This window comes from Thermophagus sp. OGC60D27 (assembly GCF_052400625.1).
Taxonomy (GTDB): Bacteria; Bacteroidota; Bacteroidia; order Bacteroidales; family Marinilabiliaceae; genus Thermophagus.
The window spans coordinates 80,319-94,429 of sequence record NZ_JBQTGH010000012.1 but is presented as its reverse complement, the minus strand read 5'-3'; the positions used below and the strand labels follow the sequence as shown (position 1 = coordinate 94,429).

Sequence of the window (14,111 nt, the reverse complement as noted above, 5' to 3'; positions counted from 1 at the left end):
AGCCGCCCTTGACAGAACCTGAAAACTACCCAAATGAGCTTTTAAGAATTGGTTGAAAGAAAAAATATGAGTTATTTTGAGTTTAGAAAATTATACCGGACAGAGTTAAATTTACATTCCCATCATGACACACTTTAGGAACAACCCTTTTCAGTGAAGAATTAAGTTTCTATTCATTTTGCTATCTCAAAACTCTTCATCTTATTCATCTTATTTTGGGAGTCATCTCATAATCAAAATCATCTACCAATTGCTGCATTGGCTTAGCCCATTTCTCATTGGTGGTCAAGGTCATGGCCATTATTTTAATATCTTCATTTTTGGGTAATTTGATGGATTTTGCCCCTTTAGGAATTTTAATGGCATACTTGTAAAGATAGCAATACTGATAAGCCTCATTTTCTGACGGATATTTCTTATGCCTATGTGAAGCAAACCAGGCAATATTATCTTCCTTATAAAAAGCCCTTCTTAAATTGTAAACCGTTACTCCATCTCTCTCAAACTCTCGATTATAAAATTGGCCTACATATCCTGTCCATCCCTGAATTCCCAAAGAATACTTTTGACCATCTATAATAAAATCCCCCTTCGTATCCCGGTTGGCAGCCGCCAAAATGTATAACGTATTGTAATTTCCTTTGGGCAAATCAATTTCCTGTCCCTTACAAAGCACCGCATTATTGTTTCTGTCCTCTCTATTGCCCATTTCAAAATGAATCCCCTCACTCTCTATCACATCAGGAATAAGCTCGGCAGGTAAACTTCGTCTCCCGGCAAAATTACCATCGTACCGGTTAATATCGAAACTTATGACATCGGTATTATATGGCAACTGGACAACTTGCTGATTCTTCTTTTCTTCTTTAAAAGGTGGAATCAACTTTACAGCGAAACTCCGAATCGTATAGTGGGAAAGATCAAATTTCATCCGGGTTCCCGAGAAATTTATTTCTCCAATTTTTTTCTCCTGACCGTTTACCTCAAAGGCATCAGCAATAGCCCAGGGAAAAGAAATTTCTGCTCCAGAAACATCATTCCCTAATAATTCATTGACACGAACAATGTAGTAATCTTCAGAATCCTCCATTTTCTTAAACGCCATAAGACCAACTTCATCCTTATTCAAAGAAAGGAAAGAATGTTGTTTTCCCAACGGTCCGGGATGCTTCGAGGCTTCAAACGCGAGAAGAGGTTCGTTGAAATATTTACCCATCCAATCGGTCTTAGCATCTTGCCAACTCCCCTGGTGGCCGTATATGCCGTATTTAAACTCGTGAATTCCCCAATCCTGTGAATTTTGAACCGGATACCACGAATGGGTTTCTGGTGTATATAATAGAGTCAGTCGCAACACATTATCAGAAGGTTTATCCGACCCATATTTGCAGTCTTCAAGGATAGAAACCCCATATTGACCATTATTATCGGTAAGATCAAACCACTGCTTTGAAGGTACTTCAAATTTCTTGCTATTATTGTTACTTCTTTGTATTGTCCCAACGCCGATATTGTAAGTTGCCATGGCGTTTTTAACCGTCAAAGGAAAAGAAGCTTTCAGGCTGGCTCCGCGCGACTGCCAATCCACCAGGTTGGTGACTTCAACGACTTTACCGGCTTCTCCGGCCACCAAACGCACCACTTGAGTAATAGTCGAATTTCTTCCTTTTCGTTTTACTTCAATTGCCACTCTTACCGGTCCCTTCTCGATGATACGTAGTTTGGGATCTTCAGCCAAATATCCGACTGCAGGATTTTGACGGTCCTTCCAATCCATATTCCAGGCCGGCCATTGAGCCGGTTTCTCATATAAAAATTCAAGTCGTGAAGGTTTTTCGAGCAATTCCCTGCCAACTTTTTTGTCATAAACACTATTGATGTCCCCATTGGTCCCTAGGGTAACTTTATAAAACTCATTTTCAAGAACATGGTCAGAAACAGACAATTGAGTCTTTCCATTTTCCTTTTCCTTAGTTTCCCTAACATCAAATACCCCGACACCAACAGAAGGAAGTTTCGCCAAAAAAATGAATTTCAACCGATTCCCATTCCGTTCAATAATTTGGGTAGGTGTTGGTTTCCCTTGACTGTCATAGACCTGTATTCCTTCAGGAAGCTTATTGAATGCCAACTCTGCCTCGACAACATCCTCACGATCATGAGAAACAGTATTATAAACCACAACAGGCCGACCTTTAACCCTTGTATCCAACCAACCAGAAACAGCCTCAGCCGAGCTATTCAAAACATTATTGAAACCATTGGCAGCAATAAATTCATCATTCCATGCATATTCATATGCCTTAGGGATGGAGGTGCCTGGCAGAATGTCATGAAATTGGCTTCCCAGCACCAGATCCCATGAGTTATTAAGTTTTTCAAATGGATAGTCCACACTCCCGGTCATATCGGCAACAGATGCTAAGTATTCCGCAGCTTTGGCCATCAATTCATTTTTCCGGTTCATTTTCTTCATGTAGGCCTGTGATGTTAAAGACCCAGCACTATGTTCGATCAACAATAAGTCACCTTTATAAGTAGGAAGTTTATCTTTGATTTCAGGAGTGATATCCTTAAACATTTGATCGGATGACGTGGTAACTACTTTAAATTTGCCATCTTCATTCCCAATACTTTCTAAAAGTTTTATCACATCGTTTTCTCGAGGTGCACCACCTTCGTCCCCAACACCATAATATCGGTAATCAAAAGAAATTCCGTAATCCTTTTTTGCGGATTCAATGCGTTTATTCCATTTTTTGCTTTTATCCAATCTTGACTCAATGCTACTCGTATAACTGGTTGCATTCAGTGCGGATATGATTCCCTTATCGTCGGGGCCAATCCAAACACCAACGTTAAAAGGAATCCCTGCAGCAGAACGCCAGGTGAGTTTCTGGGTAGAAAACCCCAGCAATCCACAATGATGCCATATCGTCGGTAAATTGGCAAGAAACCCAAAACAGTCGGGCAGCATATAATCCATACTTTCAACCCCAAATTCATCTCGAAAATATTTATTTCCATAAAGAACCTGACGAATCAATGATTCAGATGAAGAAACATTAACCTCTCCTTCATCCACAGAAGAGCCGGATACATACCATCTCCCATTTTGGATATAATACTTCACTTTCTCATACAATTCGGGATAGTATTCTTTCATCATCCTGTAGCGGCGCGATCCGGTAAAATTAAACACATAATCAGGATACTTTTCAAACAGATAAAAATTCTCTGTCATGGTATTTTTAATACAGGTATTGATGGTTGTTGGATAGTCCCAATTCCATTCCGTATCCAGATGACTGTACCCGACGGTATATAATACTTTATCTTTTGTGATGTCGTACCTCCCCCGACGGTCAGTAGGTTGAGCCTCTACCAGGATAGGTAATAACGCTCCAATAAAAATCAATAAAAATCTGTACTTCATATCCTAAAAATTTAATATATAACAAATTACTCAATCCTTTTTTTCGATACTTTTAAATACCACTGCACAGGGCCCCGGATTTCCAAGATGGTTTGCATATGGAGGAATGCTTCCTTACACTGAAAAACAGAGAAGAGTCGGTTCAAAACACAAATCTAAACCACCTAAAAATTAACCGTCAGGCAATCGTTAGGGGCAATATGCATTTGCTGAATGAGATATACTTTTCTATCAATTATCCCGATCAAAACAGAAATAACCATCCTATGCAAAAACTTATTAACGACTTTACTCTTGTTTCTTTTGAACCAATCTCTTCTCCTCTCATTCTCCTCATTATGGGATATTACTTATTCCAAATAACCAGGATTCTGAATAAGGTTAGGGTTTGCTGCTATTTGCGTATGAGGAATTGGATAAATTTCCCTATTAGGATCATTCGTCGGCTCGTGATCCCACCATGAACCGTTGGTGAATTTCCCAAAACGGATGATATCGGTACGTCGTTTCCCTTCAAAAATAAATTCTCGTCCACGCTCAGCCAATAATTCATCCATCGTCAAGGTGGCTGCAGTATATTTTTCTGCTTCCCAGTCATCTTCCGAAAAAGCCCTTTTCCGACAAGCATTAATTAAATCCACAGCCTCCTGCGTCGCCACTCCATTATTTTTTCTCATAATGGCCTCTGCTTTATTAAAATAGATTTCAGTCAGCCGATAAATTAAATAATGGTTTTCCCAATAATTATCATCCTCTAAAGTTCCGCTTTTATATTTATGAAAACGAGCTCCACTATTTTCTTCTCCTTCTGCCATACTGCCATCACTGGTTAAATCGCCTTCGCTTTCTCTTCTTATAGAATTAACATAAACAAATGGTTGCCCATTATATTCTTCGGTTCCCAAAATCGGCTCATCGGTTCCATAAACATATTGAGGACCAAACAAGAACCACTCATTTTTCCGCAAGTCATTAGCAGCATAAGCATCAAATGCCGAAGGAATAACCACAAAGGCATTCCATCCTGAATACCCCACATTCAGCGCCCGACTCATATTTGAATACCCCATAAAGAATCCACCCCAACCGAAAGTAAAACCACCTTCCCTGCTAAAAGCAAACTGAAATAGAGCCTCTTTTGCATAATGATTGGTATTACTGAAGGATTGGGTCAGATTATCAGCCAATTCAGGTACGCCTCCGGCAAGGCCACCCGCTTCACCGTTAATAATTTTATCGCACGCGTCAATACATTCATCCCACATCGGAGTTCCAATATGATACTCAGCATTAAGATAAAGTTCTGACAGCATTGCATATCCTGCCGTTTGAGATACTCTTCCGACCAACTCTTCAGAATATGGCAATAATTTGGGAACATATTCTTCCAGCTCATTTTTAATAAAATCAAAAACCTCGGCTTTTGGTTTGGTAGGGGGATTCTGAGGTTCTCCCACTTTAGTGATAATCGGCACATTCCCCCAAAGCTCCATTATTTTCATATAATGGAAAGCCCTGAGCACATGTAATTCTGCCAGAATTGCCGTCATTTCTTCATCAGAAATACCTAAAGAGTTATTATCAATGTCCTGAAGATCCTCCATCGCCGCATTGACATATCCGACGCCTGTCCACATCAAATTCCAGGCACTTCTCATGCGGCCTTCGTTCGATGTCCACGTATGATAATGTTGACGAAAGTGATCGCCCCCGTCATAACCATGACGCCCTTTTTGCGGCCAGGCTAATTGATCTGCAGAAAGCTCTGAATGATAAAAATAGCCATTCTGTCCGGTTGGTGCCAACCATGCCTGCATATGCGTAAAAGGACGCAATGCGGCCTGTAAAACCTCAATCTTATTATTATAAAAATTGCCTTTATTTAACTCACTATATAGAGTTTCGTCCAAATCTGTACAACCATTATTGCCAAATAGCAACCACATAGCGGCTATGCACAAAATAGATTTATTGAAAATACCTTTCATAATTCAACGATTTTAGAATCCTAAATTCAAACCAATAGTCCACGATTGGGTACGAGGATAAAAGCCTCTAGCATCAATTCCTGTTTCAAATCCTGTATCCTGCAATTCAGGATCAAGGCCATTATAGCCTGTTAAGGTCAATACATTCCTTCCTGTAACATACAATCTCAAATGTCGAAAATTGGATGAATCTGAAAAATGGATGTTATAGCCAAGAGTCATATTATCAAGTTTGATAAAATCACCCTTTTCTATGTAATAATCTGAATACTGGGGATCGTCATTCAATTCTTTATGTGTAGTAATGGCACTTCGAAGCAAGTTATTAGGTAACCATTTTTTATTCCCGAAGTACATTTCTTTTGTATTAAGAATATCAAACCCAAATTTTCCCCTGAAAAAAAGAGTCAGATCAAAGTTTTTATATCTAAGGGTATTGGATAAAGATGCTTGATACTTAGGCACACCATTCCCAATAACAGCCAAATCATTTTCATCCATTTCGGAGGCAGCACCGGTTGAACCGTCTGCTTTGAAGAAAAGCCATTTACCATCTTCTGTAAATCCTGCAAATCGCTTTCCGTAAAAGTTTCCGACCGATCCGCCTTCTTCCAGTCTGATGGCAGCTCCCAAATTTCCGGGGGAAGGCAATCCATAAAATTCCAACCAGTTCGCTTTGAACACATCGCTGGATAATTGAGTCAGTTTATTTTTCTGATGACTTCCAGCCAGATCGATCGTCCACAAAAAATTATTATTTTTCAGAGCTACTGCCGAAAGCTGCAATTCTACCCCTGAATTTTTAATACTTCCCACATTAGTGTACACACTGCTATGAATATATGGTGGCAGTTGGGCATTGTAGCTATATAGCAAATTTTTAGTTTCTCTGTCATATAGGTCGATGCTCCCACTAATTAGTCGATTCAAGAAAGAAAAATCAATTCCGAAATTCATTTCAGCCTTTTCTTCCCATTTCAAATTGGGATTGGGATTTCTTGACGCGCCATAGGTTTGATAATAAACCCCATCTTGGGGATAAACACCTCCAGTTCCCAATGTCACTAAAGATTGATAGTTGGGAATTCCCTGATTACCCGTAACGCCATATCCTACACGCACTTTCAACTCATCTATCCCGGAAATCCCTTTCATAAAATCCTCTTCACTCAAAACCCATCCTGCTGATACAGCCGGGAAATTACCCCACTTATGATTTTCCCCAAAACGAGAAGAACCTTCATGACGAAGGCTAAATTGAGTAAAATAGCGATCCCTAAAGGCATAATTTACTCGCCCAAAAAAGGCAACCAAGGTATTATCTTCTTTGAAACTGCCCATCCCCGGTCTGGGCAATTGCGTATTGTTAATGGCACTCCCTGAACCAAGGTTCCAATCCAAAAAACCATCGGTAGTGAACCCGTTGTTATTTACATTGAATGTTTCAGTCGTTTCGTATTGATAGCTATACCCAACCAATGCAGTGACAGACTGAACATCATTGATGGTTTTGTTAAAATTAAATGTAGATTCAAAAGTCTTCGCCCAGTTCAAAAAATTACTCTTAGAAGCATAAGCCATTCCCTGATACTCTGTCTCGGGTCTTTGATTCCAGTCTTTGGTTGAGCGATAATAACGATCATTGTAATTATTTCTTTGGTATGCGCCAAAAGCAGATACAGAAAGATCATCAACAATTTGGAATTGAACTTTGGCGTCTCCGGTAAAAGTTTGTTGATTCCGTTCCGATATACGATTGGCCAATCGAGAAAGTGGGTTATAATTATTGTAGGCTTCAGTTTCTAAAAAGGAACCATCTTCATTATAAATAGGGGCGGTTGGATTACGTTGAATTGCCTGTTCGAAATCGCCCGTACCCCCTCCTAAAAGATTAGCTTTATTAAAATTGGTGGCAATATTCATCGAAAAAGTCAATCTATCGTCCAACCCCTTCTGATTGAAATTGATACGTCCCCCAAATTCCTCTCGTCCATTTTCTTTGGCAATACCTTTGGCATCACTGTAAAATATAGATCCTCTAAAGTTTGAGTATTTTGACCCCCCTGACACCGAAAAATTATGATATTGACTAAGATTATTGTTATCGATAAGCTCATCATATAAATCTGTAGAAGTCCCATAATCTTGGTCACTGCTCACCAACCCTTGTTCTATTAGATCTCTAAATTCAGAAGGAGAAAGATAATCCGGTTTTTTATCGACAAATTCACGTTTTAAATAAGTAGAATATTCAAACTGAGGTTCCCCAACTTTCCCTTTTTTGGTCGAAATAAGAATTACACCCGCGTTGGCTCTACTGCCATAGATAGCTGCCGCAGACCCATCTTTCAGCACATTAAACGACTCAATATCATCTGGCTGAATCATATCCAGATTCCCACCGGGGATGCCATCAATAACGATTAGAGGTTGAATGCTACCGGTCAGAGAGGTTACTCCTCTTAATTGAATGGAAGAGCTTGAATTGGGATTAGATCCCTGAGTACGTGTAATATTTAAACCGGCCACCTTTCCTTGAATCAATTCCATAGGGTCACCGGAACCTACCGAATTAAAATCTTTAGAACTAACCGTCTCAACAGCCGAGGTTACCTCTTTCCGCTCAAGAGTTCCATATCCCACCACAACAACCTCATCCAGTCCAATATTCTCCTCCCGCATGGTAACCTCAAGATAATTCTTCCCATCGACAGTGATCTCCTTTCTTTCCATCCCAACGAATGAAAAGACCAATATCTCAGGTTCAGCATCCACGGATAAAATAAATTCACCTTCAGCATTAGTTATGCTACCAAGCGTAGATCCCTTGACCGAAACAGTTACCCCTGGAATAGGTCCTCCTTGGACATCGATTACTCTACCTTTTATAATCCTTTCTCCCTGCTGAAGTAATTCATTTGCACCAGGTTTGAAGGCCAATAAAGAAGGAATAAAAATAAACATCAAAACCAGCCGAAAATCCGGGATTCTAAGGGTTCTGAAAAAGATAAAAGGATTCCTTTTTCTTGCTTTAGATTTTTTTTTCATAGCTTTGTTGCAATTTAAAGTGAAACAATACCAGGGGATAGGAAGTGACGGCTTCCAATCCCCTTTTTTATGATCAAAGTTTTTTAACTGGTGTTTAACGGCGCATTCATAAAATCAAATCAAGCTTAGTAATAGATTCAATTAAGTGAGTATTAATATTTGAAAGACACCTTTACTGGCTTATTCGGCTCTCTGCCTACTACCCCCAAAAGCATTTCAAGTCATGTACTTTACTCCTGTTCCAAAAACTTAATAAAATAACCTCCCACTACGGATCTGGCCTGAAACCCAACTTTCGTGGCATCCGTAGTTTCATACCAATCAGTCATTGGAACCCGATCAGGAGTTTCAATCACAAAATCATGCAATGGAGAAATTAACTCTTTAAAAGTCTCTTTATCATCAGCCAGTGTAGCAGTCCAAACAATCCAGTCAGCCTTGGTGTATGTCCGACGATTATCCAGAGGAAGTCCATACTTATTTTGCTTTGTGAGATAGTAGGCCACTTCGGTACGAGCCACCTCATCAGGAAAAATATCCAGTCCTAATAATTTATTCCAAACCAAATTATATTTTTGACTCCATGTTCCCGGCTGGTCAAAAGTTAACCGGAAATGATCCCCATCATCGGCCATTTTCATCCATTCTTTAGCCATTTGTTTAGCCACAGAAGAATATTTTTCTGCTATTTCTGATTGGCCCAACATTTCCGCTAGTCGTCCATAGCAGGCAATGCCCATAATGGCTTTTACTGAAAGGTTTACATTATGGGCAAAATGACCCGCAAAATCGTCAGTACATAATTGATTTTCAGGATCCAGCCCATTTTCAAGTAAATAATTAGCCCAGGATGTCAATATTTCCCAATGTTTCTCGGCATATTGAGCATTGCCTTCCTGATGGGCAATAGCAGCAGTAAGTATGATCATATTGCCACATTCCTCTACGGGCATATCACCGCCATAGGTTTGTCCGTTGGCTATTGGATAGGTTCCTACATCATGAGCAGCAAATGGCTTGGTCCATTTACCACTCTCTGAATAGTAAAATATAGGATTTAACATCCCTTTTACCAGTTCCGTATTATATCTTAAGAATAATGGTGCCGAAGGATAAGTTACATCAACAGTACCAATGGAACCATTACTAAAATTTTCTTTTGAAAGAAAAAGAATATTACCATTTTCATCTTTTACAAGTTTGTGAGCGGCTACAGATTGACGGTAAGCCAGTACACACAAATCTGCATATTCTTTGCCACCTGCTGCCAATGCTTCTTCCCATAATTGATGGTCAAAATGGGACAGTCTTTTCATAACGGATTTGTGTTCCACCAATGCATTCTGCAACACATCTTTAAAAGAAACCTCTCCATCTTTTGTCCACCATGCCTTCAGATTTTTTTCAAAATATTGGATAGACTCAATATCGTCGTAGCCAATCATTACAAATCCGGTGGAAGATTTTTCAGATATTTCCCCTAAATCTTTGACACAAGCCATGGCCGGCATCTCCCTGTTTAGCTGAGAGATCATGCCATCTATTCCCGATATTTTACCCGTTTTGATAAAAGAATGCTTTGCTTCAAAAAAGGTATCTATGCCCCAAGAAGTATTTTTGTCATTTTCCGCAGCAAGAAAGACATGACCCCAATCAATTCTGACATTATCTCCTTTTTTCCCTAGGACTGACTGTTCTGTTGTTCCTGCCTTGACAAAACCAACTTCTCCTTCCTTTCCTTTTGCCACTTCAACTTCTTGTCCAACATCATTGACAGCCCATTCAGGAGTAATTTCAAAATAAATCTGTACTTCATGTTTTTCTCCGTCCGTGGATGCTACCTCATAATTGATATAATTAACCGGCCGGGACAACAAATCAAGATCTTCTGGAAGAAGAGGAGACACAAAGTCCAGCGCAAGGTTTACGGGACCGCAGGAAAATTGATAATGGGTTTGCGTTGCGGAAAGAGATACTTTTTGCTGCACAGCCGATTGGGAGAAAACTTCCTTATGAGCATTTTTTTTATATACACCAAAGTCAACGTAGGCCAAACCACCTCTGTCAAGACAATGGGCAGCAAGCACATTTTTCCCACCAGAAATTAGCAATGAAGGATCAACCTCCTGAATCACTTCACTTCTGGCCTTGTTTCCCGTCCTTACAACTTCAGTACCATTCAAATACAATTCAAAATCATCATCATGTGTAAAAACCAAATACAACTTTTCGTTGGCTGTAATATCTGGCAAGAAAAATTCCCGTCGAACCCATATTTCTTTAGTTTCCCAGGGAGTACCAATGGCCTTCATTCCGGGAGTCCCGAATGCACCTACTCCCGTAATCCAATGCTCGGCATGGAATTCGCTCTTCTCCCATCCTTCAGATGGTGGCGTGTTGATGTATTTACCTTGCCAAAGACTATCTTTCGCCATAGGAATTATTGGTTCCAATGGAATATCTTCTTTCCCCAGAAATCGATATACCTTTCCATCTACTCGTATTGCCCCAATAAGTGAATGTGTCTTTCCGGTCCAATGACAAACCGGACTGTTGTATAATTGATCACTCATTGACCATGCACTAGTGTATGGATCAATAGTGATCAAAGGATATGCAGGAGCTCTAAGCTCGGTTGTCGATGAATCAACCGATTTAGCAGCATCACATGAATACGAAACTATAGAGATAATCAATATACCTATATGAAAACAAGATTTTAAGGTCATACCCTTGATTTTTAATATAAGAAACTGAACACAACATTAAAAAAAACAGATAATACGGGAGGTTGCTGTAAATGACAAAAAAGAGTCATCACATGATTTTGGCAAAATAAAATGCTATTTTGGCATTCATTTGCACCGAAGATGAACAGAAATTGAACGACGATAAAAACTATTTGGAGTTAACCGGGTATTTCAGTTTTAACCACAAAAGCAGCGACCAGCAGATAAAACATTCCTATTAGAATAACCAACATACTACCAGTCTGCCCCCATGCATCGGCAGCCAACCCCATCACCGGAGGCAATATCGCTCCCCCCGAAACCCCCATAATCATCAGCCCAGATATTTCATTTCCTCGAGCCGGTCTTTTTTGCAAGGCCATAGAAAAAATAATCGAAAAAATATTGGCGATGGCAAAACCAATGATTGCCACCATTATTAATATAACCATAGCATTTTGACTGAACAGCATGATGGTCATCGCACCAATTGCCGCAAACATGCTTGATCTAAAAAAAATCAAACCCGAATATCGCGATAATACAATAGCTCCAATCAAGGCTCCTGCAGTTCTGGCGGCAAAGTAAAGACTGGTCCCCAACCCGGCCTGTTCCAACGGCAAACCGGTCCTTGACATTAAAAATTTAGGGGTCGCGGTATTCATCCCCACATCCACACCCACAACGAATAAAATCCCTAAGAATAATATTAAGATGGAATGGTCTTTCAACAGCCCAAATGCTTCGCTAAAGGAAGTAGTTTGTTCGATGGTTTCCTCTTCAGGAATAGGTACGATCCACAACCAAACCCCGGACAAAAAAGTTATTACAGCGAATCCCGGAAACAAAAGTCTCCAATTTCCAAGGGTGACAGCTGCAAAACCGGCAATTATTGGTCCCAAAAGTGAGGCAATTGCTTTTATAAACTGCCCCAAAGTTAAACGACTGGTCAATTGATCCGGACTCACCACGTTCGATACCAACGGATTAAGAGCCACTTGTAATATAGTATTTCCGATCCCCAGTAATGCAAAAGCCAATAGGGCCATTCCAAAACTGTAGTCAATAAGTGGCACCATCAATGCAAAAAATGTAATAACCATACTCAATAAGACGGTATTCTTACGCCCTAATTTATTCATCAATAGACCCGTAGGAACCGAAAACACAAAAAACCAAAGAAAAACCATCATTGGCAGCAGATTAGCGATTGAATCGCTGAGCTCAAAATCATTCTGAACATAGCTGGTCGATATCCCTACCACATCGACAAAACCCATTACAAAAAAGGCGAAAAGAACTGGCAGTACTTTTGATAACGAAACATTTTTCTTCATAAATCCATTCTTTAAACAATTTATTGGGATTTGATGATCAGTCCCCGGGGCTAAAAGATTAGCCCCGGGAGACATGTCATCACATTTCTTTGGAATTTATTTTCTTATTAGAAAGTAATGAAACTAAGCCCCCAGAAGATGTATCTTCCCGGAATTAACCAGTTTTAAAATTAATTCCCCAAAGAGCGTATTAGCCCAGGCAAACCATGACCGGGAAAAATTGAATGGATCATCTTTATGAAAAGACTCATGCATAAATCCCGTATTGGCATCAGTATCCCTCAAAGTTTTTATGCACCATTTGATTTCTTCATCACTATCACTGGTCATAGCCCTCATTATTATACTCATTGGCCACACCATATCGTATCCTACGTGAGGGCCTCCAATTCCTTCAGCGGCTTTTCCTTTGAAAAAATATGGATTATCCTCACTCCAAACCAATTTTCGAGTATTCTGATAAACTGTATCGTGTTTTTTAACAGCCCCTAAATAAGGAAGAGACAGCAGGCTCGGAATATTGGCATCATCCATGAATGTGGCGTTTCCAAAGCCATCCACTTCATAGGCATAAACAGGGCCATACTTGGGATGATTTAAGATGCCATAGTTTTTCACAGCTTGCTCCACTTCATTCGCCAATTCACGACATTGATTGGCAAACTTTATATCTCCCGTAACCGATTCACTAATTTCTGCTATCTGCTTTAGAGATACAATTGCAAATAAGTTGGATGGAATCAGGAAACCATAGGTAGTTGCATCATCCGAGGGACGAAAAGATGAATTAATCAATCCCACCGGTTTCAATGGACGTCCATATCCGTTGTTTGACAAAGTGTCCAACTGTCGGGCTGTTTCTCTTTGAAAGGAATAAGCCCCCAAGCTATCCTTGCGTTGCTGCTCTGTGAAAGTTTGATAAATTCCACGTGCGGCATTTTGCCAATGCTTGTCAAAAACACTTTCATCTTCGGAAATCTTCCAATAGTGGTAAGCTAACCGAACCGTATAACATAAAGAATCAATTTCCCACTTTCTTTCATGAAGTTCCGGCTTCATATCGGTTATATCACTCATCCATTCACCTTGTTCAGGTTGTTTATTGAAAGCATTGGCATAAGGATCGATCAAAACACAGTGAGTTTGACGGTTCACCAGTCCAGCCACCAATTGCTTTAAGGCCTTATCTTCTTTAATCAAAGGAAGGTAGGGCCATACTTGGGCAGTAGAATCCCTCAACCACATGGCATGAATATCACCGGTAATAACAAAAGTATCAGGTTTCCCATTAGAGAAAGAAAAATCGACAGTGGTATCCAATGTGTTTGGGAAACAATTTTCAAACATCCATGCCAATTTAGGATCTTTGATTTTTCTTTTGGTCTTTTTTATGGTGGTTTCAACTGCTTTGGATGTAAAGTTACGTTTTCCTTTCGGAGGACGTTTGGATATATATGATTTAGGAATTCCCTCAGTAGCAAGTGTCGAATAAAGTGGCCCTGACAAGGAAAGGCCGGCTAAAGCAATTCCACTTTTTTTAATAAAGTCTCGTCGTGATGTCATAGAAATTTTC

6 protein-coding genes are annotated in these 14,111 nt (G+C 39.8%); all 6 read right to left on the bottom strand.

The genetic code is table 11. From position 1 onward, the window contains the following. Window positions 1–205: 205 nt before the first annotated feature. Window positions 206–3,436, bottom strand: coding sequence for an alpha-mannosidase (locus ACT29H_RS14405; protein ID WP_444822349.1), 3,231 nt, complete (start codon window positions 3,434–3,436; stop codon window positions 206–208). 350 nt (window positions 3,437–3,786) lie between these two features. Next, window positions 3,787–5,424: a RagB/SusD family nutrient uptake outer membrane protein gene (locus ACT29H_RS14400; protein ID WP_444822348.1), complete on the bottom strand. Its 1,638-nt coding sequence runs from the start codon at window positions 5,422–5,424 to the stop codon at window positions 3,787–3,789. A gap of 12 nt (window positions 5,425–5,436) precedes the next feature. Continuing rightward, window positions 5,437–8,472, bottom strand: a complete 3,036-nt coding sequence (locus tag ACT29H_RS14395; protein ID WP_444822347.1) for a SusC/RagA family TonB-linked outer membrane protein — start codon at window positions 8,470–8,472, stop codon at window positions 5,437–5,439. 230 nt (window positions 8,473–8,702) lie between these two features. Then, window positions 8,703–11,201, bottom strand: a complete 2,499-nt coding sequence (locus ACT29H_RS14390; protein ID WP_444822346.1) for a glutaminase domain-containing protein — start codon at window positions 11,199–11,201, stop codon at window positions 8,703–8,705. Window positions 11,202–11,380: 179 nt separating this feature from the next. Further along, complete coding sequence (locus ACT29H_RS14385) at window positions 11,381–12,538, bottom strand: MFS transporter (protein ID WP_444822345.1); 1,158 nt, start codon at window positions 12,536–12,538, stop codon at window positions 11,381–11,383. Window positions 12,539–12,661: 123 nt separating this feature from the next. Then, window positions 12,662–14,101, bottom strand: a complete 1,440-nt coding sequence (locus tag ACT29H_RS14380; protein WP_444822344.1) for a glycoside hydrolase family 125 protein — start codon at window positions 14,099–14,101, stop codon at window positions 12,662–12,664. Window positions 14,102–14,111 lie beyond the last annotated feature (10 nt).

Bases quoted from the DNA above. Each gene is read 5' to 3' on its own strand.
- ACT29H_RS14405 (WP_444822349.1), bottom strand. From the start codon at position 3,436: ATGAAGTACAGATTTTTATTGATTTTTATTGGAGCGTTATTACCTATC.
- ACT29H_RS14400 (WP_444822348.1), bottom strand. From the start codon at position 5,424: ATGAAAGGTATTTTCAATAAATCTATTTTGTGCATAGCCGCTATGTGG.
- ACT29H_RS14395 (WP_444822347.1), bottom strand. From the start codon at position 8,472: ATGAAAAAAAAATCTAAAGCAAGAAAAAGGAATCCTTTTATCTTTTTC.
- ACT29H_RS14390 (WP_444822346.1), bottom strand. From the start codon at position 11,201: ATGACCTTAAAATCTTGTTTTCATATAGGTATATTGATTATCTCTATA.
- ACT29H_RS14385 (WP_444822345.1), bottom strand. From the start codon at position 12,538: ATGAAGAAAAATGTTTCGTTATCAAAAGTACTGCCAGTTCTTTTCGCC.
- ACT29H_RS14380 (WP_444822344.1), bottom strand. From the start codon at position 14,101: ATGACATCACGACGAGACTTTATTAAAAAAAGTGGAATTGCTTTAGCC.